The organism is Pantoea sp. USHLN298, from assembly GCF_037149395.1.
GTDB classification, from domain to species: domain Bacteria; phylum Pseudomonadota; class Gammaproteobacteria; order Enterobacterales; family Enterobacteriaceae; genus Pantoea; species Pantoea astica.
Genome location: NZ_JBBCRO010000002.1, coordinates 95,311 through 120,723, shown reverse-complemented (window position 1 = coordinate 120,723; position 25,413 = coordinate 95,311). Strand labels below are relative to the sequence as shown.

22 protein-coding genes are annotated in these 25,413 nt (G+C 59.7%); 13 read left to right on the top strand and 9 right to left on the bottom strand.

Going from position 1 to position 25,413, the window contains the following annotated elements; genetic code table 11:
- Window positions 1-4: 4 nt before the first annotated feature.
- The 7 genes from WFK59_RS05200 to hypA all read right to left on the bottom strand — a co-directional run bounded on the left by WFK59_RS05200 (window position 5) and on the right by hypA (window position 7,256).
- Window positions 5-985 (bottom strand): 6-phosphofructokinase, encoded by a 981-nt coding sequence (locus WFK59_RS05200; RefSeq protein ID WP_233988176.1) that lies wholly within the window; start codon window positions 983-985, stop codon window positions 5-7.
- Window positions 986-1,438: 453 nt separating this feature from the next.
- Window positions 1,439-3,526 carry a formate hydrogenlyase transcriptional activator FlhA gene (flhA, locus tag WFK59_RS05195; RefSeq protein WP_442956297.1) on the bottom strand — a complete coding sequence of 696 codons (2,088 nt, stop codon included), beginning with the start codon at window positions 3,524-3,526 and terminating at the stop codon, window positions 1,439-1,441.
- A gap of 119 nt (window positions 3,527-3,645) precedes the next feature.
- A complete protein-coding gene (hypE, locus tag WFK59_RS05190; protein WP_336755199.1) occupies window positions 3,646-4,668 on the bottom strand; it encodes a hydrogenase expression/formation protein HypE in 1,023 nt (340 codons plus the stop codon).
- The gene (hypD, locus tag WFK59_RS05185) at window positions 4,661-5,833 is read right to left on the bottom strand and encodes a hydrogenase formation protein HypD (protein ID WP_336755198.1); all 1,173 of its coding nucleotides are present in this window, start codon (window positions 5,831-5,833) and stop codon (window positions 4,661-4,663) included. The genes hypE and hypD overlap by 8 nt, the downstream gene beginning before the upstream one ends.
- On the bottom strand, window positions 5,833-6,111 hold the full coding sequence (gene hypC, locus WFK59_RS05180; protein ID WP_233984345.1) for a HypC/HybG/HupF family hydrogenase formation chaperone: 279 nt from the start codon (window positions 6,109-6,111) through the stop codon (window positions 5,833-5,835). Before hypC ends, hypD begins: the two co-directional genes overlap by 1 nt.
- Window positions 6,102-6,881 (bottom strand): hydrogenase nickel incorporation protein HypB, encoded by a 780-nt coding sequence (hypB, locus tag WFK59_RS05175; protein ID WP_233984346.1) that lies wholly within the window; start codon window positions 6,879-6,881, stop codon window positions 6,102-6,104. Before hypB ends, hypC begins: the two co-directional genes overlap by 10 nt.
- A gap of 30 nt (window positions 6,882-6,911) precedes the next feature.
- Window positions 6,912-7,256 carry a hydrogenase maturation nickel metallochaperone HypA gene (hypA, locus tag WFK59_RS05170; RefSeq protein WP_336755197.1) on the bottom strand — a complete coding sequence of 115 codons (345 nt, stop codon included), beginning with the start codon at window positions 7,254-7,256 and terminating at the stop codon, window positions 6,912-6,914.
- Window positions 7,257-7,611: 355 nt separating this feature from the next.
- Here hypA and WFK59_RS05165 point away from each other — a divergent pair, with 355 nt between their 5' ends.
- The 13 genes from WFK59_RS05165 to WFK59_RS05105 all read left to right on the top strand — a co-directional run bounded on the left by WFK59_RS05165 (window position 7,612) and on the right by WFK59_RS05105 (window position 22,232).
- Complete coding sequence (locus WFK59_RS05165) at window positions 7,612-8,079, top strand: formate hydrogenlyase regulator HycA (protein WP_233984347.1); 468 nt, start codon at window positions 7,612-7,614, stop codon at window positions 8,077-8,079.
- Window positions 8,080-8,232: 153 nt separating this feature from the next.
- Complete coding sequence (locus tag WFK59_RS05160; protein WP_336755536.1) at window positions 8,233-8,844, top strand: 4Fe-4S dicluster domain-containing protein; 612 nt, start codon at window positions 8,233-8,235, stop codon at window positions 8,842-8,844.
- Window positions 8,841-10,745, top strand: a complete 1,905-nt coding sequence (locus WFK59_RS05155; RefSeq protein ID WP_336755196.1) for a proton-conducting transporter transmembrane domain-containing protein — start codon at window positions 8,841-8,843, stop codon at window positions 10,743-10,745. Before WFK59_RS05160 ends, WFK59_RS05155 begins: the two co-directional genes overlap by 4 nt.
- Window positions 10,746-10,755: 10 nt before the next feature.
- Complete coding sequence (locus WFK59_RS05150; RefSeq protein ID WP_336755195.1) at window positions 10,756-11,709, top strand: respiratory chain complex I subunit 1 family protein; 954 nt, start codon at window positions 10,756-10,758, stop codon at window positions 11,707-11,709.
- Window positions 11,710-11,752: 43 nt separating this feature from the next.
- Window positions 11,753-13,477 (top strand): hydrogenase large subunit, encoded by a 1,725-nt coding sequence (locus WFK59_RS05145; RefSeq protein ID WP_233984350.1) that lies wholly within the window; start codon window positions 11,753-11,755, stop codon window positions 13,475-13,477.
- A gap of 13 nt (window positions 13,478-13,490) precedes the next feature.
- Window positions 13,491-14,045 carry a formate hydrogenlyase complex iron-sulfur subunit gene (locus WFK59_RS05140; RefSeq protein WP_233984351.1) on the top strand — a complete coding sequence of 185 codons (555 nt, stop codon included), beginning with the start codon at window positions 13,491-13,493 and terminating at the stop codon, window positions 14,043-14,045.
- Window positions 14,045-14,842, top strand: a complete 798-nt coding sequence (locus WFK59_RS05135) for an NADH-quinone oxidoreductase subunit B family protein (RefSeq protein ID WP_336755194.1) — start codon at window positions 14,045-14,047, stop codon at window positions 14,840-14,842. The genes WFK59_RS05140 and WFK59_RS05135 overlap by 1 nt, the downstream gene beginning before the upstream one ends.
- The gene (gene hycH, locus WFK59_RS05130) at window positions 14,842-15,321 is read left to right on the top strand and encodes a formate hydrogenlyase maturation protein HycH (protein ID WP_336755193.1); all 480 of its coding nucleotides are present in this window, start codon (window positions 14,842-14,844) and stop codon (window positions 15,319-15,321) included. Before WFK59_RS05135 ends, hycH begins: the two co-directional genes overlap by 1 nt.
- Complete coding sequence (hycI, locus tag WFK59_RS05125; protein ID WP_336755192.1) at window positions 15,314-15,799, top strand: hydrogenase maturation peptidase HycI; 486 nt, start codon at window positions 15,314-15,316, stop codon at window positions 15,797-15,799. Before hycH ends, hycI begins: the two co-directional genes overlap by 8 nt.
- 214 nt (window positions 15,800-16,013) lie before the next feature.
- Window positions 16,014-16,559 carry an electron transport protein HydN gene (hydN, locus tag WFK59_RS05120; protein WP_233984355.1) on the top strand — a complete coding sequence of 182 codons (546 nt, stop codon included), beginning with the start codon at window positions 16,014-16,016 and terminating at the stop codon, window positions 16,557-16,559.
- A 23-nt stretch (window positions 16,560-16,582) separates the two neighbouring features.
- Window positions 16,583-18,754: a formate dehydrogenase subunit alpha gene (gene fdhF / locus WFK59_RS05115; protein ID WP_233984356.1), complete on the top strand. Its 2,172-nt coding sequence runs from the start codon at window positions 16,583-16,585 to the stop codon at window positions 18,752-18,754.
- A gap of 129 nt (window positions 18,755-18,883) precedes the next feature.
- The gene (gene hypF, locus WFK59_RS05110; protein ID WP_336755191.1) at window positions 18,884-21,220 is read left to right on the top strand and encodes a carbamoyltransferase HypF; all 2,337 of its coding nucleotides are present in this window, start codon (window positions 18,884-18,886) and stop codon (window positions 21,218-21,220) included.
- Window positions 21,207-22,232, top strand: a complete 1,026-nt coding sequence (locus WFK59_RS05105) for a HoxN/HupN/NixA family nickel/cobalt transporter (RefSeq protein ID WP_336755190.1) — start codon at window positions 21,207-21,209, stop codon at window positions 22,230-22,232. Before hypF ends, WFK59_RS05105 begins: the two co-directional genes overlap by 14 nt.
- 113 nt (window positions 22,233-22,345) lie before the next feature.
- Here the strand turns inward: WFK59_RS05105 and WFK59_RS05100 are convergent, their stop codons facing one another.
- Entirely contained in the window at window positions 22,346-22,930 is a 585-nt protein-coding gene (locus WFK59_RS05100) for a YceI family protein (RefSeq protein WP_336755189.1), read from the bottom strand.
- Window positions 22,931-23,048: 118 nt separating this feature from the next.
- The gene (pqqF, locus tag WFK59_RS05095) at window positions 23,049-25,412 is read right to left on the bottom strand and encodes a pyrroloquinoline quinone biosynthesis protein PqqF (protein ID WP_336755188.1); all 2,364 of its coding nucleotides are present in this window, start codon (window positions 25,410-25,412) and stop codon (window positions 23,049-23,051) included.
- Window position 25,413 lies beyond the last annotated feature (1 nt).

The following is a 25,413-nucleotide window of genomic DNA, read 5'->3' as shown; positions in this document are numbered from 1 at the left end:
CTCCTCACAATATATTCAGTTGTTTAGCGAGTTTGTAATGATGCCCGTCAGTATCGACCAGGCGTTTTTGCATGCTTATTAAATCAATCGGAATCGGTTTATTGCTGCCATTAATAATGACGGCTTTATTACGCATTCCCGACTGAATACAACGCACCACTTCACTGGCCATAATGGTGCCCTGATAAATTTCCTCGCAGGTCGGTTCACCATTACGCAATCCGTAACCGAGAATGGTTTTGCGGATACGCACACCAATTAACGGTTCAAGCTGTTTGATTAAGGTATCGATCGCCCCCTGAAAACCGGGCGAGTATTCACGGGTGTAACCTTCTGAGCAGAGGATCACCACGCTGTTCTGCTGCGCCAGCCGCTGAGTGATACGCTGGGCCAGCTGCGGCAGCGGGATCTGACACTCCGGGATCAGGGCAAAATCGGCGTTGGATTTCAGGGCCGACTGCAGAGTTAGCTCGCCGCAATAGCCGCCGAGCAGCTCCAGCATAAAAACCCGTCCGGGCAGCGCACGTCCGGTATTACGCAGTTTTGCCACCTCCTTCAGGACCTGCTCGCAGGCGGTGGAAAAGCCGAGGGTATAGTCACTGCCAAAGACATCGTTATCTATCGTCATGCCGACGCCAAAACAATTCACGCCGAACTCCGACAGATGATGCAGAAATTGCAATGAACCATCCCCGCCCGCCATGATTAATAGATCAATGCGGGCACTTTTCAATTGACGGGCAATGAGTTCATATTCGCTGCGCAACAATTTTTTTTGCGTCCGGCCCGATTGCATCACCGGAATCGGGGCGATAGAAAAGTCGAGCAGATCGCGCGGACTAATATCACGATGCTGATGCGCTAATAAGCCTGGAATACCCCCATCGAATATCACGATTTCCGCCTGAGCCAGACGACCGAGCTGGAAAACAAAATTATTAATACCGCTGACATCGCCGCCGCTAATAACCATTCCGATCCGCATCATTTTCACCCCGCTGACGTAATTGGTGCTGGCGTTCATTGTTCCGGGATAAGGGGTTGTTATTTGCAATGGAGATCACAGTTACGCGCGGTATATTTCTGGTGAAGAGATTGACAGCGGCTAATTAACCGGATTATTTGTGAGTAGGATCACAAATTAAAGCCGCGGCGGAGATTTACAGAACTTAAATAAATCAGTGGGTTAGGCTTTGACCGACGGGAATCAGGCTGAGGGTTCACCGGCCGCGTTAATCGCCGGGTGATGTCGTTACAGATTTGTGATTTCCGCCTCATTTTTTCCGGTTCGGCCACGTTTTTCACCCGACAGGCCACGGCGAGGTGAATTAAAAACGCCCGGCGCGCGCGTTTTTAATTTCACCGATGAGAGGATAACGCGGGGAAGAAAGCAGCAAGATTCAGCTCAGCAGCAAAAACGTTCAGCCGTCGGCTATCGCTATGACGGGTTCACATCAATGCCCATTTTTTTCATTCTGGATAACAGCGTGGTTCGTTTCAGCCCCAGACGCACGGCGGCTCCGCGCGGTCCGGCAACGACGCCGTTCGTCTCCTTCAGCATGGCAATAATTCGCTGACGTTCATCCTCTTCGCTCAGGGAGGAAACGGGCGCGGAGTGCGGCGCCCCGGATGGCAGGATCGGTGCAGCGAATGTCAGGGGCTGATTAAACTCTTCAAACGGCATCTCCAGCACCGTTCCACGCGTCAGCAGTACCGCACGCTCAATGACATTTTCCAGCTCCCGTACATTTCCAGGCCACGGCATCCGGCTCAGCAAACGCAGTGTTTCGGCCGGAATACTGTCGATCGTCCGCTTCATGCGTTTGGCGATTTTGTAGGTCAGAAACTTCACCAGCTGCGGGATATCTTCCGGACGTTCACGTAACGGCGGAATAACAATCGGGAAGACGTTCAGCCGGTAATAGAGGTCGCTGCGAAATTCTTTGTCTGCGACCATCTGTTTCAGGTCACGGTTTGTGGCCGCGATCATGCGGACATCCACCGAGATCAGTTTGTTACCGCCGACCCGCTCAAACTCCTGCTCCTGCAATATGCGCAGCAGTTTCGGTTGCAGCTCCAGTGGGATCTCGCCGACCTCATCGAGAAACAGCGTGCCCTGATCCGCCAGCTCAAAGCGCCCCATTCTTTGCGCCGTTGCGCCAGTAAAGGAGCCCTTCTCATGGCCAAACAGATCGCTTTCCATCAGCCCGGCAGGCATTGCCGCACAGTTCATTTTTACCATGCGACGATCGCGGCGATCGCCGAGATTATGGATGGCCCGGGCGATCAGCTCTTTACCGGTGCCGGTTTCACCGAGGATCAGCACCGAACAGTCGCTTTTCGCCACGATCTCCACCTGTTTCAACACCGCTGACATACGGGGGCTGCGCCCGACGATGTCACTGAAGTCAGGATTGTTGCTGTTGATCTGCTCGGTCAGATAGAGGTTTTCATGCTGCAGCTTCTCTTTCAGGCTTTTGATTTCCTGATAGGCCAGTGCATTATCCACCGCGATGGCGATGCGCTCGGCGATCTGCTGCAGCACCCGCAGGTTGGTGGAATTGAAATTATCGGGCTGACAGCGCGCCAGCTTTAACACTCCCAGCGTTTTATGCCCGAAGCGTAGCGGCAGAACGCACAGCGTTTTGGTTTGATCGCGCCACAGCAGATGGAACAGCGTTCGCTCTTCAGTTTCTCCCTCTGGCTTCAGATGCGTCAGCAGCATCTCGCCGCTTTTCATCACCTGCTGCTCCAGCGTGCCGGCCAGCGTCATCCGCGATTGCTCTCGCTCCGCAACATCGGCCTGCAGGTAATGGGTGGCGTAAACATTTGCCTGCTCGCTCTCCTGACCGGCATCACATAACACGATGCTGATGGCGTTGATATGGAAGAAGTGATGAATGGTTTTGGCGATTTCGCCGGTCAGCTCATCGAGATCTAATTTGGACAGCACCGCATTGGTGATATCCACCAGAATACGAAAATCGTCACGCTCGTGACGCAGCAGGGATTGCTGCAGTAAGGCGTTTTCGCGCAGCTGAATCTGCCCGACCGCAATCGCCGCCAGCGTGGCGAGCTCATACAGGCTGCTCTTCTCCTCCTCACTGAACGGGGCGGCCTGCTGGCGGATAAACTCACACCCGCCCAGCAAGCCGGACGAGGCCAGCAGCGGCACCAGACAGTAGTCGCTGAACGGCGGATAGAGGTTCAGTGCCGCCAGTTGCGGATAGCGAAGGTGCAGCGCTTCACTGCGCCAGACCTGGGTTTTTGGATTACTCCGCAACGCCTGCACCGGGCCGGTTGCCAGCAGGGTTTGATCCTGATAACTGATCGGCTGATGATGCGCGTCGAGGCCGTAAAAACTGACGCGCTCACTGTTGTTGTCGAACAACACCAGCGACACGCTATCTGCCATTCCGGCGGTCTGAATCACCTGGTTCAGGGCTTGCAGCAGCGCTGGCATGGTCTGCTGAAGCAGTAACATGCGTGTCAGTTCCAGTAATCCCTGGTGTGGGGAGGTGCTCATGGTTGCACTCTGCATAGCGTTGGCTCTGGATATCGAAATTGAGTGAAATAAGTTGTTCCTGGGGGGCGAACCGCGTTGAAAAGTCTACCGCTTTCCGCGCCGCCGTCGCCCTGATGAGATCAACAAATACGAGGTAATGGCTCCGAATGCGGCAACATCAGCTGGCGTGAAATACCCAGCGTCCCGCGCAGAGAGACCTGCGGCGTCCGGGTCACTTCACCTATGGTTGCGGCATCAGCACCCAGCGGATGCGTGCGCAGCAGGGAAAGCGCCTGCTCTTCTGCCTCTGCAGAGACCACCACCACCACTTTGCCTTCATTGGCGAAGTTCAGCGGTTCCAGTCCCAGCAGTTCTGCCAGGCCACGCACCGCTGGCTTAACCGGCAGCGCATCCTCATCAATGCAGAAGCCGCATCCGCTGGCCGCGCTGAACTCATGCAAAATGGCATTGACGCCACCACGCGTCGCATCGCGCAGAGCATGAACCCCGCTCAGCCCGCGCAGCGGTGCAATCATCGGTGCCAGCACCGCGCAGTCGCTCTCCACCCCCAGCACCATTCCCAGCTTTTCACGCAGATTAAGGATTGCTGCGCCGTGATCGCCCAGCGTACCGCTGACGATCACTTTATCGCCCGCGCTAATCTGGCTGGCACACCAGTTAACCGCCGTCGGAATGACCCCGATCCCGGCGGTATTGATAAAAATTTTGTCGGCCGCGCCGCGCTGCACCACTTTGGTGTCGCCGGTGACAATCGCGATGCCTGCCTCACGCGCGGTCTGCGCCATCAGGCTGACGATCTGCTGCAAATCGGCGAGCGGTAAGCCCTCCTCCAGAATAAAACCGCAGGAGAGATAAGCCGGTGTTGCGCCGCTCACCGCCAGATCGTTGGCGGTTCCGCACACCGCCAGCTTGCCGATATTGCCGCCAGGGAAAAAAACCGGATCGATCACGTAGCTGTCCGTGGTAAACGCCAGCCGATCGCCCTGCGCGCTCAGGCTGCCCAGCAACAACCGCGCGCCATCTTCCTGCTGATTAAGCCAGGGATTGTCGAACGCCCGCAGGAAGATCTGTTCAATCATCTGCTGCATCGCCCGTCCCCCGCTGCCGTGCGCCAGGGTGACAACCTCGTTATCCTTACTCATTCAGGCCTGCCTTCTGTTGCTGAAGCTGTTGCTGCGGTGTTGCCGCCGTGGTCGTTTCCTGATGCCGGTACTGATACCACGCCGCGCACGCGCCTTCAGAAGAGACCATCAGCGCCCCAAAGGGGTTGTGGGGCGTACAACCGTTGCCAAACAGCGGACACTGATGCGGTCTGCAGCGCCCGGTCAGAACCTCACCGCACCGGCAGCGCGGATCGTCCGCGACCGGCTGCGCCTGCGGGCGAAAGCGCCGTTCCGCATCAAACGCGGCATAGGCTGGCGTCAGGGCTATTGCCGAGGTTTCGATCAGCCCCAGGCCGCGCCACTCACTGCTACCGGAGAGCGTAAAAACCTCGCGCATCGCCTGTTGTGCCAGCAGGTTACCCTGTTGCGTCACCACGCGGCGGTACTGATTTTCGGTTTTACAGGACCCCTCGCAAATCTGGTTCACCAGCATCAGCACGCTTTGCAGCATGTCGAGTGGCTCAAAGCCGCTGATCACCAGCGGCTTGCGAAAGGTCTGAGTGATGAAGCGGTATGGCGCGGTGCCGGTGATCATGCTGACGTGACCCGGTGCCAGAAAGGCATCAATCCGCACATCCTGCTGGGACAGCAGGCTGCGTAAGGTGGGCATCAGGCTGATGTGCTGGCAGAAGACCGTGAAATTGGTCAGCGCTTCACGCCGCGCCTGTTGCAGGGTGACAGCCGTGACCGGCAGCGTGGTTTCAAACCCCAGCGCAAAAAACACCACCTGTCGTGACGGGTTTTCCCGTGCCAGCTGCAGCGCATCGATCGGCGAGTAGACCACGCGGATTTCTGCGCCGCGCTCGCGCGCCTGCGCCAGCGATCCCTGTTTACCCGGCACCCGTAAGGCGTCACCAAAGGTGCAGAAAATCACTTCAGGATGGGCGGCAATTTCACAGCAGGCATCAATGCGCCCCATCGGCAATACGCACACCGGACAGCCCGGTCCGTGGATAAATTCCAGCTGCGGTGGCAGCAGTTTATCCAGCCCGAATTTAAAAATAGCGTGAGTGTGTCCGCCACAGACTTCCATAATCTGCATCGGCTTGTCGGGGCTAAAAGGCAGCCTCGCCGCCCGCTGATGCAGCCGTTCAACCAGCGCCTGCGCCAGTTGCGGATCGCGAAATTCATCGACAAAACGCATTAGCTTTTGGCTCCCGCAGTGAGAAACAGCGCGACATCAGCCTCGACTTCCCCCATCGCCTGCAGCGCCGCCAGCGTTTCCAGCGCTTCCTGTTGATCAAGCCGGCTCAGCGCGAACCCGACATGGATTAACACCCAGCAACCGATCAGCGCCTCGCGGTCGCCTTCGCAGACCAGCGCGATATTCACTTCCCGACGCAGGCCGCAGACTTCGGCCCACGCGTGATCGATCCGCGTCTCATGCAGGGCAACAATCTGTCCCGGAATGCCTATGCACATCGCTGCTGCTCCAGCCAGGCCAGCCACTCCGCCATGCCAGCGCCGCGGGTGGCAGAGAGCGCGATCACCTCAATCTGCGGATTGATCTGCCGGGCGTAAGCGATGCAGGCGTCGACGTCAAAACTGACATAAGGCAGCAGGTCAATTTTATTCAGGATCATCAGCCGGGAAGCGGCAAACATATCGGGATATTTGAGCGGTTTGTCTTCGCCTTCGGTCACCGAAAGCAGCGCCACCTTGTGGCGTTCCCCAAGGTCAAAACTGGCCGGACAGACCAGGTTGCCGACATTCTCAATGAACAGCAGGCTGCCCGGGCTGGGCGACAGATGATGCAGCGCATCGTGAACCATCTGCGCGTCCAGATGGCATCCTTTACCGGTGTTGACCTGAATCGCCGCCACGCCCGTGGCACGGATGCGATCGGCATCGCGGCTGGTTTGCTGGTCACCTTCAATCACCGTACAGACAACGCGGGCTGCCAGTTGCTCCAGCGTGCGGGTCAGTAAGGTGGTTTTACCGGAGCCGGGGCTGGAGACCAGATTCAGCGCCAGAATGCCCGCAGCGGCAAAGTGCGCACGGTTGTGCGCAGCAATCTGATTATTCTTCGCCAGCACGTCCATTTCGATATCCACCAGCCGGCGCGGCGCAAACGGCAGGCCAGAAGGATGATGACCCGAAGGATCAGACGAAAAGGCGTGACCGGGACGATCGTCGCGGCTGACGCCTTCGATACGCCGTTCACCGCTGGCGCAACCACAGGTACTGCACATAGCGTTCTCCCCAGGCAACTGTGTTGCCGGTTATTCAATTTCGATGCGTTTGATTTTCATGCCGCTATCGGCCACCACCCGCACATCCTGGCCGCCGCAATGCGGACAGCGCAGCACGCCAGGGCTGAGTAAGCCGATGGCCTGCTGGCAGCGGTGGCACCAGCCTGCCGCCTCCGGCGTTTCCAGATGCAGCGTGCAGCCCTCGGCGAGCGTTTCACGGCACGCCAGCGCAAAGCAGAATTGCACCGCATCCGGCTCAACGCAGGAGAGCGCGCCAATTTCGATCCACACTGCGGTAATTCGGCTGGCGCAGTGTTGCTGCCCGAACTGTTGCATTATTTCTACCGCGTTCTGACACAGCGTAATTTCATGCATTGCGCCTCCTCTGCCTGGCGTTAAATAAAGCGGACACCCACGGGCATTTGCAATATTGATGCCAGGAAAAGCAATGAAATAAAAAGCTGCCCAATCCTCTGTCAAAATAATGTCGTTCTTTCCGACATAAATGACGAAATAGCGACCATCGACACCTGCGGCTATTTGGTTGGCAGAATGAATAACGCTGATGAGGCCCGTAATCGCCTGATAATCATTCATTTAAGCAATGCGGTAAAAAGCTGGCCCGATTTATGCTTAGAGAGCGTTAATGCTGTCCTTTTTATTCATCGCCACCCTGGCAGCCAGAGGAATAAAAAGGCATTAACGCACCACTCAATGACGGGTAATGACAATGAGCACTCTCAGCGAACTGACCAGCAAGGCGGATTACATCGCCTGCAAAAATGGTCATCTGAAATCACAATGGCGAACCTATCAGAACAGCCTGATACAGGCCATCACGCAGCTTAACAGCAAGATAAATCATGAATTTAGCTGCGGGGAGCAGCAGGATGTCCGCTTCACGCTGTTTAACCACTTTAGCGTCAGCATTCATCTCAGCGACGACTTCTACAGCCAGAAGATCCTCTACAGCCTGAACATGGCACACGACGGCGAACAACCTGACTTCAGGCCGTTTACCGAGGCCTCGCTGAGTGAAGAAGGCTGGGTCGATCGCACCGTGGATATAAAAGATAAAAACGCGGTACTGGAACACTACCTCAATAAAATATCGGGGCTCTATCAGTGTATTTTTGACGCATTAAAAAATGACCAGCCGGTCTATTCCCAGCTGGAACAATTATTCATTCGTCGCTGAACCTGTTTCGGTTTTTAACTTTGTGGTTAAAACCGTAAGGGCTTTTATTGCCGGTCGTGTGCGCGAATCATTCCGACATAAATGTCGATTTAAGTGACGATTTCGTCAGCTTTGACGAAATTAACAGGAGACTTCATGAGCGTTAACGCTGCCATGAATCAATATATTATCGCTGACCCGAAACGGTGTATCGGCTGCAATACCTGTATGGCCAGCTGTTCACAGGAACACCAGCGCCACGGTTTACAATCCGCGCCCCGTTTGCAGGTGATGCGTAACCGGCTCGATTCCGCGCCGGTGATGTGCCACCAGTGTGAAGACGCGCCCTGTGCCCAGGTCTGCCCGGTCAATGCCATCCGCCGGGAAAACCACGCGATTCATCTCAATGAAAGCCTCTGTGTGAGCTGCAAGCTGTGCGGTATCGCCTGCCCGTTCGGGGCAATCAGCTTTTCCGGCAGTGCTCCGCTGGCAATTCCGCGCGACTGCAACAGCGCCAAAGCACTGCCGGCTCCGCTGCTGCCGCGTGCCGTCAGCCCGTTTCTCGATTGCGTGCCGGGGCTGCGCGCGGTGGCGGTGAAGTGCGATTTGTGCAGCTTCAGTTCCGAGGGTCCGGCCTGTATCAGAACCTGTCCGACCCAGGCGATCACGCTGGTTACCGCGCAGCTGGCGGAAAAAGCCAGCCAGCAAAAACGACTGAATGCCATCAGCGTGCTGCCGGTCGGGCTGATCGCCCTGAGTGCCCCTGAGGGAGAGAGCCGATCATGATGTCACTGTTTGCTTTATCACCGGCGGCGCTGGTGACGCTGGCGCTGTTGCTGTTTGTTGGCAGTGGCCTCGCTGGCGGGTTACTGGCGGCGGCGGCACGAGTCAGCAGCCTGATTTCCGGCATCGGCGGCATGGTGGCCGCCGGCGCGCTAGCGGTAGCCGCCTTTGAGCTGCTGAACAGCGGCACATCGCAGACGCTGCCGCTGCCGCCGCTGCCTTACCGTGCGGCGTTCAGCCCGCTGAATGCGCTGCTGTTGCTGACGCTCGCCGTAACCGCCCTGTGCTGCAGCCTCTATGCCTGCGCCTGGCTGGCGCGGGTCGATCGGCGGCGTCGCGCCCGCACTGGCCTGCTGTGTAATCTGTTGCTGGCGGCCCTGACCGCCGCCACGGTTGCCGCCAATGCCGTCGCGCTGATCCTGATGATGGAAATCGCCGCGCTGTGTGCCTATTTCATCATCGTGCAGGTCGATGATGTTAAAAGCCGCCGTGCCGGTCTCAATCACTATTTATCCGGTCGTCTCGGCACGCTGTGCCTGCTGCTGGCGTTCGGGCTGCTGCATCACGCCGCGGGCAGTCTCGATTTCGACCTGCTGCGCCAGTCATCCCTGACGGCAGGCACGAAATCCGTGGCATTCCTGCTGGCGCTGGCCGGTTTCGGGCTCTACGCCGGCATTATTCCGCTGCACGCCTGGGTACCGCAGTCGCACGCCAGCGCGCCCGCTCACGTTGCCGCGCTGTTCTCTGCGGTGCTGATGAAAATCGGCATTATTGGCCTGGTGAAAGTCGGTCTGGACCTGCTGGGCGCGCCACCACTCTGGTGGGGAATAACGGTGCTGCTGCTGGCGATGCTTACCGCCTTTCTCGGCGGACTCTACGCCCTGATGGAGCACGATATTCGCCGCCTGCTGGCCTGGCACACGCTGGAAAACGTCGGCATTATTCTGCTCGGTATCGGCGGCGCGATGGTCGGTGTGGCGCTGAACCTGCCGCAGCTGGCCTCGCTGGCGCTGCTGGCGGGCCTGTTCCATCTGTTTAATCACGGACTGTTTAAAACCGCGCTGTTCCTGACTGCCGGTGAAATCGAAATGCAGACCGGCATTCAGGATATGGAAAAGCTCGGCGGGATCGCCCGTCGGATGCCGTTTACCGCCATCGCCATGCTGATCGCCCTGATGTCGATGGCGGCGCTGCCACCGCTGAACGGCTTTGCCAGTGAATGGCTGCTTTATCAGTCACTGTTCCAGCTCAGCGCCAGTCACGCCATCATTGGACGCCTGATCGGACCGCTGCTGGCGGTGGGTCTGGCGCTGACCGGTGCGCTGGCGCTGATGTGTATTGCCAAAGTGTTCGGCGTGACCTGTCTGGGTGTTGCGCGCAGTCAGGCGGCGGCAGAGGCCAGCCCTGCGCCGCGGGCCATGACGCTCAGCAGCAGCCTGCTGGCGCTGTTGTGCGTGATGAGCGGCATCGCCTCGCCGTGGATAGTTCCGCACTTCTCCGCCGTGGCCGCCTCGGTGCTGCATCTGCCGGTGCTGGCGGCGGCCGGGCATGGCGTGACCTATTCCACCTCTTCTGCGGTCTCCGCGCCGATGATCGCTGTGCTGCTGCTGGCGATGCCGTTACTGCCGTGGATCATCGCCGCTCTGCTGCGCGGCCCGCGCCTGCCCAACCGGACACGCGGTGATGCCTGGGCCTGCGGCTACGCACATTCCGCCGACATGGTGGTGACCGCAACTGGTTTTGCCCAGCCGCTGCGCGTGATGTTTGCCCCGCTTTATCGCCTGCGTCAGCAACTGACACCCGCCCCGCTGGTGGCTGCGCTGCATCGTGGCTGGCTCGCGGCGTTCTGCCGACGTCTGGCGTTTATCGAACTGGCCGTGCTGCTGGTGGTAGCCGTTGCCTGAGGAACTGACTATGAAAACTTCACTGCTGTTTGCCGGATCGTTATGGCCGCTGGCGCTGCTGCAGGCGATCGCGTTGCTGGCGCTGGCACCGCTGTTTGCCGGCTTCAGCCGGGTCCTGCGCGCCCGGCTGCAAAACCGGCAAGGGCCAGGCCTGTTACAGGAGTACCGCGACCTCGGCAAATTGCTTAAACGTCAGAGCGTGGCACCGGCCGCGGCGGGCATCGCGTTTCGCAGTATGCCCTGTCTGCTGATCGGCGGACTGCTGACCATCGCCAGCGCGCTACCGATGGTGACGCTGGCATCGCCGATGGGTGCGGCAGGCGATCTCATCACCGTGCTTTACCTGTTTGCCGTGGTGCGGCTGGTCTTTGCCCTTGCCGGGCTGGATACCGGCAGCCCGTTCACCGGCATCGGTGCCAGCCGTGAAGCCGTGCTTGGCGTGCTGGTGGAGCCGATTTTGCTGCTCGGGCTGTGGGTGGCGGCGCTGGTCGCCGGTTCCACTTCGCTCAGCGCGATAGCTGCCCGGGTGCTGCACTGGCCGATCTCCTCGTCGTTAACCCTGATGCTGGCCGCGCTGGCCTGCGCCTTTGCCTGCTATATCGAGCTGGGCAAGCTGCCGTTTGACATGGCCGAAGCCGAACAGGAACTGCAGGAAGGTCCGCTGACTGAATATTCCGGTGCCGCGCTGGGCGTGCTGAAACTCGGCATCAGCCTGAAACAGCTGGTGGTGTTACAGCTGTTCCTCGGCCTGTTTTTCCCGTTCGGGATGGCACAACAGCTGACGCCGCTGGCGTTGCTGATTGCCGTCATCGCCTGTGTGGCGAAACTGCTGATCGCGCTGTTGGTGGTGGCACTGATCGAGAACAGCGTGGCGCGTCTGCGCTTTCTTAAAACCTCCCGAACCACCTGGGCAGGCTTCGGGCTGGCGTTTCTGGCGCTGGTTTCCTGGCTGGTCACAGGCTGATCCCCCCTTTTCTGCTCCCGCTGCGGCGGGAAGAGGCTTTGTCATGAATGAGTTCAGTAGCGCATTAAATCAAAACCCGGTCGGCAAAGAGTATCTGGCCGCGCTGGCGCAGCAGTTTCCGTCGGCACTTTCAGGCAGTGAATGGCAGACCGATACGCAGGTAACGGTCACCATCAGGCTCAACTGGCTACCGGAAGTGGTCGAATGGCTCTGCTACCAGCAGGGCGGCTGGCTGTCGGTGCTGTTTGGCAATGACGAACGCACGCTGTGCGGCAACTACGCGCTCTATTACGTGCTGTCGATGGAAAAAGGCGTGAAGTGCTGGATTACCGTGCGTGCCGAAGTGGACCCGGTGTCACTGGAGTTTCCTTCCGTCACCCCGCGCGTGCCGGCGGCGGTCTGGGGTGAACGTGAGGTCCGGGATATGTACGGTTTACGACCGGTCGGCTTGCCGGACGAACGGCGGCTGGTGTTGCCGGATGACTGGCCGGACGATCTCTATCCGCTGCGGAAAGATGCGATGGATTACCGTCAGCGTCCCGCCCCGACCACCGACGAAGAAACCTACCCGTTTATCTCTGAAACCAGAGCAGGCAATAAAATTGTGCCGATCGGCCCGCTACACGTCACCTCAGATGAACCGGGACATTTTCGGCTGTTCGTCGATGGTGAAGATATTATCGACGCCGACTACCGCCTGTTCTACGTCCATCGCGGCATGGAAAAACTGGCTGAAACCCGAATGGGCTACAACGAAGTGACCTTTCTGTCAGATCGGGTCTGCGGCATCTGCGGCTTCACCCACAGCGTCGCGTACACCTCATCAGTGGAAAACGCGATGGGCATTGTGGTGCCGGAGCGCGCCCAGATGATCCGTTCGATTCTGCTCGAAGTTGAACGCCTGCACAGCCATTTACTGAACCTCGGGCTGGCCTGTCACTTTGTCGGTTTTGATTCCGGCTTCATGCAGTTTTTTCGCGTGCGTGAACAGTCGATGAAGATGGCGGAAATCCTGACCGGCGCGCGAAAAACCTACGGCATGAATCTGATCGGCGGCATCCGCCGTGACATTCTCAAAGACGACATGATCGCCACGCTGGCGCTGGCGGCCAGTATGCGCCAGGAGCTTAACCAACTGGTCGATATCCTGCTCAGCACGCCAAATACCCGCCAGCGCAGCATCGGCGTCGGCATTCTCGACCCGCAGGTTGCGCGTGATTTCGCTAACGTCGGGCCGATGGTGCGCGGCAGCGGCCACCGCCGTGATATGCGCCAGGATCACCCCTACGCCAGCTACGCGAAACTGCCGTTCGAGCTCTGCAGCGAAACCGGTAACGACGTCTATTCCCGCCTGAAGGTGCGGATTCATGAGGTGTTTAACGCCCTGAATATGATCGAGTTCGGCCTGCAAAGCCTGCCCGGTGGTCCGCTGGCGGTTGATGGGTTTACCTATATTCCACACCGTTTTGCTCTCGGCTTCGCGGAAGCGCCGCGCGGTGATGACATCCACTGGAGCATGACCGGCGACAACCAGAAACTGTTTCGCTGGCGCTGCCGGGCGGCGACCTATGCCAACTGGCCGACGCTGCGCTACATGTTGCGCGGCAACACGGTCTCTGATGCCCCGCTGATTATCGGCAGCCTCGATCCCTGTTACTCCTGCACCGACCGCATGACGGTGGTCGATGTGCGCAAGAAAACCACGATCGTCGTGCCGTATAAAGAGATCGAGCGTTACGGCATCGAACGTAAAAATTCGCCGCTTTGAGGAGCCGCGCATCATGCTGAAACTGATTAAAAAAGTGCTCAAAACCGGGACCGTGACGGTAGCTTATCCGTTTAAGCCGCTGGATCTGGCCGCAAATTTTCGCGGCAAACCGCAATATAACGCCCAGCAGTGTGTCGGCTGTGGGGCCTGCGCCAACGCCTGTCCGTCAAATGCGCTGACCATGACCACGGCGGACGATGGCGCATCCCTCCGCTGGCAGCTGTTTCTCGGCCGCTGCATTTTCTGCGCCCGCTGCGAAGAGGTCTGCCCGACCGCCGCCATCCGGCTCTCGTCAGAATTTGAACTGGCGGTGTGGCGCAAAGAGGATCTGTTCGAGAGCGCTGACTTCCCGATCTGCCGCTGCCGGGGCTGCGGTAAACCTTATGCGGTACAGAAGGAGATCGATTTCGCGCTGAGTCTGTTACAGGAGAGCGCCGCGCTGAGTGACCAGCAGCTGGCTGACCGGCGTCAGCAGTATGAAACCTGCCCGGAATGCAAACAGCGGCTCAGGGTTTGCGCCAGTGACCGGATTGATATCGGTCGCCATTTGATCGGGGAGGCCCACTGATGAGTCAACTGCCGATTGCGCCCCGCGACGAAAATGGTCTGCCACAGCCGATCACGCTGGACCAGAGTATCGCCCGACTGAAATCCACCTTACTGAACAGTATCCGCCGTTCAGCCTATGTATACCGCGTGGACTGCGGCGGCTGTAACGGCTGCGAAATTGAGATTTTTGCTGCCATTTCGCCGCTGTTCGATGCTGAACGCTTTGGCATCAAAGTGGTGCCCTCGCCCCGCCACGCTGACATTCTGCTGTTTACCGGTGCCGTAACCCGCGCCATGCGGATACCGGCGCTGCGTGCCTGGGACAGCGCGCCGGACCCGAAAATCTGCATCTCCTACGGCGCGTGCGGAAACAGCGGCGGCATTTTCCATGACCTTTACTGCGTCTGGGGCGGCACTGACAAAATCGTACCGGTCGATGTCTATATTCCTGGCTGCCCGCCAACGCCAGCCGCGACAATTTACGGGTTTGCGCTGGCGCTGGGCCTGCTGGACCAGAAAATCAAAGCGGAGCCCCATCATGCGCTGGCGGCCGAACCGGCCGCGTTATTACATCCCGGACTGCCGCAGCCGCTGCGGGTACTGCTGGATCGCGAAGCGCGCCGGATGGCCGGTTACCGTTATGGCCGCCAGATTGCCGATCGGTTTATGGCGCTGATGACGGCGCCGGGCGCTCAGCCGGTGGACCAGCGCCTGTCGGCGTACCTTGAGCAACAGGGCGATCCACGTCTTAACGAAATCATCGGCCAGCTGCAGCAGATCTATCAGCAGGTTCAGCGTGGCGAGGTACGCCTGTAATGCGCACGGATAACGATCAGCGCTTCGCGCGCCATCAGCCGGTGGCCGGTCATCAGCCGCACAAAAACAAAGTGATCTTCTATTCGCTGAGCAGCAAGTTTGTCGATGAGAAAAGTGCGCAGCAGCGCAGTGCGCAGCCGGTACAGGAGGTGGTCTATTACAGCCTGGCCATCGGCCATCATCTGGGCGTCATCGACTGCCTGCAATCCCGTCTTGAGTGCCCGCTTGATGACTATCAGCAGTGGGTAAATTGCCTGCCAGAAAACAGCGCAGCCCGGCACAAACTGGATGGGGTGCAGCGCTTCGGGGAGATCACCATCGACAGCACGCATACCCATTTACTGGCGCTGGCGCTGCGTGCGGCTCGTCCGCAGATGAGTGCCCTGCAGCAGGGCTGGAGCGATCGGCTCATCGCCCTGCTGACCCGGATTGAACACGACCCCGCCCTCTACCTGATGGTCCGGAGATACGATGCCTGATTTCACCTCGCGTTACGCGCTGCTGTGCGTCGGAAACAGCATGATGGGCGATGACGGTGCCGGTCCGTGCCTGGCGGAGCGGTGCGCTGAACATCCGCTGCCCGGCTGGACGGTGGTGGACGGCGGCGCGGCCCCGGAAAACGATATCGGGTATTTACGTGAACTGCGCCCGCAGCATCTGGTGATCGTTGATGCCACCGATATGGGACTGGCAGCGGGCGAGATGCGTCTTATCGACGAAGAGGATATTGCCGACCTGTTCATGATGACCACCCACAACCTGCCGCTGAGCTTTCTGATTCAGCAACTGCGCAGCGATATTCCGGCTATCACCTTTGTCGGCATTCAGCCCGACGTGGTGGCCTTTTACTACCCGATCAGCGCCGCTGTTGAGCGGGCCGTTATCGATCTGCATCAGCGGCTGCCTGCGCTGGAACAGGGGCTGGGAATCGCCCCTTTCCGGGCGGCAGGCGCCTGACAACGGCGTCGTCATAACTGTCGGAATGATGACGAAACCCAGCTGACGTCAGCAGCCGGTTTCGTCACTTCCGACGACAGCCGATATAACCCACTGAATAAAAACTAAAAAAATTAAATACGCAAGCTGGCACGCTTTATGTATTACCCCTACAGCCCTCTCGTCAGGCCGGTGTGATCCGGCGTCAGACGAAATCCCCAATCAGGAGATTCAGATGAACCGGTTTATTATCGCCGACCCGAAAAAATGCATCGGCTGCCGCACCTGTGAAATTGCCTGTGTGATGGCGCACAGTGAATCGCAGGATATTTCACAGCTTAACGCCGTTACCTTCGCACCGCGTCTGCACGTTATCAAAGGCGTCAATCTCAGTACGCCGGTGATGTGCCGCCAGTGTGAAGATGCGCCCTGTGCCAATGTCTGTCCGAACGGTGCCATTCTTCGCGCCGCCGATCATGTGCAGGTGATGCAGGAACGCTGTATCGGTTGTAAAACCTGCGTGGTCGCCTGTCCCTACGGCGCGATGGAGGTGATCACCCGACCCGTTTTCCGTCAGAACGGGGCAGCGATGGTCGCCACCTCAGATAAAGCCGAGGCGCACAAATGCGATTTGTGCCACACCCGCCCGGACGGCCCGGCCTGTATGCAAACCTGCCCGACCAAGGCGCTGTTCGCCATTGATCGCAACCAGTTGCAGGAAATGAACGCAGAAAAACGCCGCCGTGCGGCGCTCGACAGCCCCTCTCCGCTGCTGTTTTAACCCCGGATTAAGGAAACCCTCTTATGAATAAAGTCACGACCGTCTGCCCCTATTGCGGGGCTGGATGTAAATTGAACCTGGTTGTCGATAATGGAAAAATCATCCGCGCGGAAGCGGCGAATGGCGTCACCAATCAGGGCGAATTGTGCCTGAAAGGTTACTACGGCTGGGATTTTCTCAATGACACCAAACTGCTCACGCCGCGGCTGACCCAGCCGCTGATTCGCCGTGAAAAAGGCGGTAAATTTGAAGCCGTCAGCTGGGATGAAGCCATCCGCTACACCGCGCAGCGCCTGGCGGCGATCAAACAAAAACATGGCCCGCGCGCCATCATGACCACCGGATCGTCACGCGGCACCGGCAATGAAACCAACTTTGTGATGCAGAAATTTGCCCGCGCGGTGATCGGCACCAACAACGTCGATTGTTGTGCCCGCGTCTGCCACGGACCCTCAGTATCAGGATTGCAGGCCACGCTGGGTAACGGCGCGATGAGTAACTCCATCGGTGATATCGAAAACTCAAAATGCCTGCTGGTGATCGGCTATAACTGCGCAGACTCGCATCCCATCGTCGCCCGTCGGGTGATCAAAGCCAAAGAAAAAGGGGCGCAGATCATCGTCTGCGATCCGCGCCGCATCGAAACCGCCCGGATTGCCGATCAGCACCTGCAAATCAAAAACGGCTGCAACATGGCGCTGGTCAATGCCTTTGCCCATGTGCTGATCGAGGAAGATCTGTATGACCACGACTATGTGGCGAAGTACACCGAAGGCTTTGAGGAATACCGTAAAAATGTTGCCAGCTACTCCCCGGAAGCCGTAGAGGAGCAGACCGGCGTCTCCGCCCGGCAAATCCGTCAGGCGATGCGCACCTACGCCGCCGCCCCGTCTGCCACCATCATGTGGGGCATGGGCGTTACCCAGTTTGGTCAGGCGGTTGATGTGGTGAAAGGCCTGGCGGGCCTGGCCTTACTCACCGGCAATCTTGGCCGGGCCAACGTCGGCGTCGGCCCGGTGCGCGGACAAAATAATGTGCAGGGTGCCTGTGATATGGGCGTACTGCCGAACGAATTTCCCGGCTATCAGTCGGTCACCGATCCGAAGATTCGGGCGAAATTCGCCGCAGCCTGGGGCATTGATGTGGATCAGATGGATGCCGAAATCGGTTACCGCATCACCGAAATTCCGCATCTGGCGCTGGAAGGCAAGGTCAAAGCCTATTACATCATGGGCGAGGACCCGTTACAGACCGAAGCTGACCTGGGGCTGGTACGTAAAGGCTTTGAGGCCCTGGAATTTGTGGTAGTGCAGGATATCTTCATGACCAAAACCGCGGAGCAGGCCGACGTCATTCTACCGGCGACCTCGTGGGGCGAACACGGCGGCGTCTTTTCCTGCGCCGACCGGGGATTCCAGCGCTTTGAGAAAGCCATCGAACCGAAATATAACGTCAAACGCGACTGGGAGATCATCAGCCTGCTGGCGACCCAGATGGGTTATCCGATGCAGTACCAGGATAACCAGCAAATCTGGGACGAAATGCGCAGCCTCTGCCCGCTGTTTTACGGCGTCACTTACGAAAAAATGGGTGAACTGGGACACGTTCAGTGGCCCTGCACCACGCTTGAAAGCCCAGGCACGCCCTGGCTCTACGCTGACAATCACTTCGACACCCCTACCGGTAAAGGTCAGCTGTTTGCCGCGCCGTGGCGCGCACCGGCTGAACTGCCCGACGGCGACTATCCGCTGGTGCTCTGCACCGTGCGCGAGGTCGGTCACTACTCCTGCCGATCAATGACCGGTAACTGTGCCGCCTTGCAGACGCTGGCCGACGAACCGGGCTTTGTGCAGATGAATCCGGCTGATGCGCAGGCGCTGAATATCGGCGATCAGCAGCTGGTATGGGTCGCTTCACGGCGCGGCAAGGTGATCTCACGCGTCAACTACAACGAGCGTATCAACGTCGGTGCGGTCTACATGACCTATCAGTGGTGGATCGGCGCCTGTAATGAACTGACGCAGGATAATCTTGATCCGATCTCCAAAACGCCAGAGACCAAATACTGTGCGGTCAACGTCGAGCAGATTGCCGATCAGCGCTGGGCCGAAAACTACGCTCATCAGACCTACAGTGATATGAAAGCGCGCCTGCGCAGCGCGGTGGAAGATGTGATCCCGATCGTCGCGGTCTGATGCTGACCAGCCTGCTGAGTCGCGGCCCGTTTCGTGCGGGTCGCGGTCAAGGCGCAACGCCCGGTATCCGGCTGGCAAAACCGCTCAGCCGGTCTGCCGCGCGAAACTGAAAAAAAGGAGTCGCCGTTCATGTCTGCTTCCGGCTTACGCATCCGCATTAGCGGTAAAGTTCAGGGCGTCGGCTTCCGGCCTTTTATCTGGCAGCTGGCCAGCCAGTTGCAGCTGCGCGGTGAGGTCAGCAACGACAGCGCCGGTGTGGAAGTCAGGCTGCTGCAACCGCTTAACATCGACGCCTTGTTAGCACAGATAGCACGCGACTGTCCGTCGCTGGCGCGTATCGATAGCCTGAGTGTGGAACCTTTCGACTGGCAGACGTCGCCGCAAAACTTCACGATCGCTGACAGCCGTCGCAGCCGGATGAATACCCAGGTGGTGCCCGATGCGGCAACCTGTCCGGCTTGTCTGCAGGAGATGGCGAGCACGGACGATCGCCGGTTTGGCTACGCCTTCACCAACTGTACCCACTGCGGCCCGCGTTTTACGCTGATCCGCGCCATGCCTTACGATCGCCCTTTTACCAGCATGGCCGCCTTCACTCTCTGTCCGGCCTGTCAGCAGGAGTATCAGAATCCCGCCGATCGGCGCTTTCACGCGCAGCCGGTCGCGTGTCCGCACTGCGGCCCTCGCGTCAGTGCGACGTTACAGAATGGCGATCTGCTGGCGCAGGATGCAGCAGCCATAGCGCGGGCCGCGCGGGCACTCCGGGCCGGCAACATCGTTGCCATTAAAGGGCTCGGTGGTTTTCATCTGGCCTGTGACGCCACGCAGCAGGCAGCGGTGATGCGTCTGCGGCAACGCAAACGGCGACCGTCGAAGCCGCTGGCGGTGATGCTGCCGGATATCAGCTGGCTGATGCGGTGCAGCGATGAAGGCGGTGATAGCGGCGCGCAGCCTGAGCGGCGTACGCTGCTGACTTCATCTGCCGCGCCGATTGTGCTGACTCCGCACAGCGCGACGTCACCGCTGTGCGCCGCGATTGCGCCCGGACTGGATGAGGTCGGGCTGATGCTGCCCTTTACGCCCCTGCATCATCTGTTAATGCAGGCCTGTCAGACGCCGCTGGTGATGACCTCCGGCAATATCAGCGACGCGGCACCACCGCTTACCAATGAGGCGGGCCGCTGTCAGCTCGCGGCGATCGCCGACCTGTGGCTGCTGCATAACCGGGATATCGTGCAGCGCGCCGATGATTCGCTGGTGCGTGCGACGCCAGCGGGAACGGAAGTGTTACGCCGGGCGCGCGGTTACGTACCGGACGCCCTGCCGCTGCCCGCCGGATTTGATCGCCCGCCGCCGCTGCTGGCGCTGGGCGGTGACCTGAAAAACACCTTCTGCCTGGTACCGGGTAAGCAGGCCATTCTCAGCCCGCATTTTGGTTCAGTCAGCTATAGCGATATTGCCGCCCAGCAGCAGCAGGCGATCGCCCATTTTCAGCAGCTTTATGACTGCACGCCGCACTACGTGGTCTGTGATGCGCATCCCGGCTCGGTCAGCCAGGCGCAGGCGCAGCGCCTCGCCATCAGCAAAATTGAGGTGTTTCACCATCACGCCCACATCGCCGCCTGTCTGGCTGAACATCAGTGGCCGCTGGACGGCGGGACAGTGGTGGGACTGGCGCTGGACGGTCTCGGCTACGGTGAGGATGGGGCGCTGTGGGGCGGAGAATGTGTGCTGGCCGACTATCGGCATTGTGAACATGCAGGCGGATTACCGGCTGTCGCGCTGCCGGGAGGTGACCGTGCCGCCCGGCAGCCCTGGCGTAACTTACTGGCGCAGTGGCAGGCGTTTGTGCCGGACTGGCAGACGCATCCCGATGCACAGGCGCTGTCAGCACATCCGTGGCAGCCGCTCTCCAGAGCCATCCCCGCCGGCGTAAACGCGCCGCTCGCCTCCTCCTGTGGCCGTCTGTTTGATGCCGTTGCTGCCGCCCTCGGCTGCGCGCCCGCCACCCTGAGCTGGGAAGGTGAAGCGGCCTGCCGTCTGGAGACGCTGGCGCGACAGGCACAAGGCGCGAGGCATCCGGTCACGCTGCCGTTGCGGCAGACCCCGCAGGGCATCCGACTGGATCTGGCCCGCTTCTGGCAACAGTGGCTGGCGTGGCGGGCACCCTCCGCCGAACGCGCGTTTGCCTTTCATGACGCCCTGGCGCAGGGCTTTGCCGCCCTCGCCCATTATCAGGCGCGGCGATCGGGCTGCAATACCGTGGCGCTGGGCGGAGGCGTGCTGCACAACCGGCTGCTGCGTCAGCTTTTGCCGCACTATCTGGCACCGCTTCGCGTGCTGATGCCGCAACAGTTCCCTGCCGGAGACGGCGGACTGGCGCTGGGCCAGGCGGTTATCGCCTGCGCCCGCCTTCAGCATTGTGACATTTCGTTTACTGACAAGGATCTCCATGATAAAGCGTGATTTTTTTCACACCCATCGTCGCGCCTGCTGGCTGTTAACCGGTCTGGTGGCGGTTAATTTACTCAGCTGGGGCTGGGCGCTGCTGCTGTTTCAGCACAACGCGGCGCTGATCGCGGCCGCGCTGCTGGCTTACGGTTATGGTCTGCGCCACGCCGTCGATGCCGATCACATCGCGGCGATTGATAACGTGACGCGCAAACTGATGCAGCAGGGTCAGCAGCCGGTGGCCGTCGGCGCTTTTTTCTCTCTCGGCCACTCAACCATCGTGGTGCTGGCCTGCGTGGCGATTGCCGCTACCGCGCTGATGTCCGGCCATAACATCGGCTGGCTGCATGATTATGGTGGCACCCTCGGCACGCTGATTTCAGCCCTGTTCCTGCTGCTGATGGCGCTGCTGAATGCGCTGATCCTGCGCGATGTCTGTCGCCGCTTTCAGCGGGTCAAACAGGGTAAAATCCCTGAGCGGCAGGTGGCGCTGGAGGAACTGCAAGGTGGGATCATGAGCCGGATATTCAGGTTTGCGTTTAATCTGGTGAACCGAAGCTGGCAGATGTATCTGGTCGGTTTTTTGTTCGGACTGGGTTTTGATACTGCGACTGAAATTGGCCTGCTGGGCATGTCGGCGGCGGGTGCCTCTTCCGGGATGTCGGTGTGGAGCATTCTGGTGTTCCCGGCGCTGTTTGCCAGCGGCATGGCGCTGGTGGATTCACTGGATAACTTCGTGATGGTCGGCGCATACGGCTGGGCTTTTAATAAGCCGGTGCGCAAGCTCTATTACAACATCACCATTACCGCCACCAGCGTGGTGATCGCGCTGTTTATCGGTGGGCTGGAAGCGCTCGGGCTGATGGCAGATAAGCTGGATTTACATGGCGGGATGTGGGCGACCGTCGGCCAGCTGAACGACAATATGGGCAGTGTGGGCTACGTTGCGGTGGGGGCTTTTGTGGTGTTCTGGGCGCTCTCTGCGCTGAATTATCGCCGCAAAGGATATGATCGTCTGGTCAGTTAACCGCTGCCGGTCCGGCATCAGGGCGGATCGCAACAGCCAGGCCGATCGGCGTTATGGTGGCAGGTGACGGATAAACGCAATAAGGGCGGCTGCCCTTATTGCGAGGCCCGCACTTATTTAGCGTAGGCTTCGGTCGACAGGGTCAGCTCAACCTCATCACCCACTGCTGGCACATATTTATCCAGCTTAAAGTCGGAGCGCTTGATGGTGCCGGTGGCGTCAAAACCAATTGCCTGCTTCTTCACCATCGGATGCTCGCCCTGCTGGTTCAGCGTCGCGTGCAGCGTTACCGGTTTGGTGATCCCTTTCAGGGTCAGATTGCCTTCAACGTCAAATTTGTTGTCGCCCTTCGCCACCACTTTGGTGCTGTGGAAGGTCGCGGTCGGGTATTTGGCGGTGTCGAAATAGTCTGCACCGTTAAATTCTTTGGTCAGCGCCGCAACGTGGCTGTCGATTTTGGTGACGGGCAGCGTGACGTCAACGCGCGACTGCTCAGGATGGTCTTTATCAAACACCAGCGAACCGCTGGCATCCGGGATGTCCGCCGTCGGATGTGAGAAACCGAAATGATTCCAGCTGACCACTACCGAGGTGTGCTCCGGATTGAGCTGATAGTGCATCGCTTCTGCCTGAGAGAAAGGGACATACAGGCTGGCAACGGCTAACAGGGGCAGCGCAACACGCTTGAGGTTCTTCACGGTAAATTCCTTGTACAACTCAAAATGTAGAGTGAGTGTGGTGCAATTCGGCGGGAATAAACAGTGAAGAGATTTGTCGGTAATTTTCAAATAAATTCAGCAACCTTGCCGATGGCGCTTACGCCGCGCCACCGGCAGTAAACAGTACCCGCCAGCGGCGACGGGCCTGAATCAGCTCCTGATGCAGCTGCTGCAACCGCGCGTGGTCCAGCGTCTCAATCGCCGCCGCATCCGGCTCAGCCAGACCATTCAGCTGGCGCAACCGGGCCAGCGCCTGGTCAGGGCGCTCACGGTGCAGAGCGGCCCTGATTGCCTCCAGGTCGCAGGTCGCCAGCGTCTCATTCAGCGAACGCAGAAAGTTACGGCAGTAGCGCAGCAGCGACAGCGCACTGTAATCGGGCGACTGCAACGCAAACAGCACGCCATCCTGATCGGCACAGCGCAGGTAGCGGCTGCTGACCACATAGCCTATCTGCTGTTCCACCCGGTAACGCTGAAAAAAACGCGGCTCATACAGCAGCGCCAGCGCCCGCAGCGCGACCCGTTGCTCCGCATCCTGTGGCCCCGAGCGGGACGTATTGTGCAGCGGAATAAACAGCAGCAAGGCGTTGTCGCGGCTGACATGCGGCAGCGCGGTCATGCCACTCTGTGCCGTCATCCGCATCGGCGGTAACGCCGGATTGACCGGCAGCGCCAGGGCGCTCAGCCGTCGGGCAATCAGCGTATGCAGCGCCGTGCTGCCGCCGGTCAGCAGGGCACGCCAGCAGCCCGGCGTAAAGTGGGTTGCCAGCTGGTAAGGCAACTGCCGGAGCAGCGCGCGGATGGCAATCGTATCAGGCGATGAGGGCGGTTCCACGCTGACCGGCGGCATCAGCGCCAGCACCAGCTGATGCAGCGCCCAGTCCGCCACTTTCAGATCGGCGGTCAGTTGCAGCGTCAGTTGCCACACGCCCTCCACTTCCTGCCACTCGCCCCGGCCGCCCAGATGACGCAAGGCGGCAAACAGCGGACGCAGCCGACGACCATACGCCTCGCCCACGGCCTGGCTGAAGGTCGAAAAAAATTCCGGCCGCAGCAGCAGCGTGGCGGTGGGGTCGGCCGGACCGGCGTCGGGATCAGGGTCAGCGCCTGGAGTGGGGATCGGAACCGGGCTGGATGGGTCGGGATCGGGATGACAATGCGGTAAGGGGACCGCATGTGACGGCAGTGGCCCGGCGGTCAGTTCCGCCGCCAGCGGATAGAAGGTGAAGTCTGTCGCCTGGTGAGCAGCGGGCAGCGCGGGCTGCCAGGGATGCAGCGCCAGGCTGAAGCCCTGGGTCCGCACGTTTTCCGCCGCCGCCTGCGGGCTGCACACCAGCGTGGTGCCGGGCGCCTCTGCCAGCGTTGCCAGCAATGCCGGAAACGCATCAATCGCCGCCTGCGGCTCAAAACCGAAAGCGCGCTCGCGTAACTGATCCAGCGGCGTCAGCGCCGTAAAACGCTGTTGCGCCAGCTGAAGGTAGTGCTGCTGCTGCGGCTCACCGCTGTGTCTGAGTGCGGTTAACCAGCGGTCGAATAGCGCATTGACCGCCTCAGGCTGATCCGTCTCAATGCCCATCGCCAGCCAGACCGCGTTATCCGCCTGATAGAGCCATTTCAGGCTCAGGTTCTCCGCCAGTTGCTGCTGGCGAAGCGTGGCCAGCAGCGAACCCGGTGCTTCATCCAGCAAAAACTCGCGCCACAACGTGACACCGTCACTGCTGTCCAGCAGCCAGCTGCGCCACAGCGCGGCCGGTTCGCTATTGCCAAGCCGGAATGCGGCGCTGGCGGGCAGCCTGGGGCGCGGCGTCTCCTGCTGCCACTGGCCCTGCGGCAGTGCTGCGGCAAAGGTGTGCGCCAGCTGTTCCAGCTGATCCAGTGACTGCGGTCCCTGCAGCCAGAGCCGCAGATTGCCGGCATAAAAATGACGCTGGTGGAACTGGCGTAACGCCTGTTGCAGCGCAGTCATCTCCTCGCCAAATGCCGCCCGGCTGCCCACCTGAAAGCGCTGAAACGCGGCCGGTGACGCAGCCAGATGCAGCAACGCCGCCTCGGTACGGGAAGGCTGATGATGGGCTATCAGCTGATATTCGGCCTCTATCACCGCCACTTCCTGGCGGATTGCCTGATGATCGAGCAGCGGATGGGTGATCATATCCTGCAGCCGTGCCAGCCCGTCAGCCAGCTGGGGCGGCGCTACCTCAAAGAACCAGGCACTGCGCCGCGCCAGCGTGGTGGCGTTCACCCGGCCGCCCTGCGCCTGAATCCAGCTCATCAGTCGCCCATCCTCCGGCCAGCCCGCGCTGCCGGTGAACAGCAGATGCTCCAGCAGGTGCGCCAGTCCCGGCCAGCGGTCTGGCTCATCGTGGCTGCCCGCGCCGACCTGAATTAACGCGGCGGCCTGGCGCGCATCGGGCTGATGCACCAGTTCTATCCGCAGGCCGTTAATTTCCAGGCGGCGCACC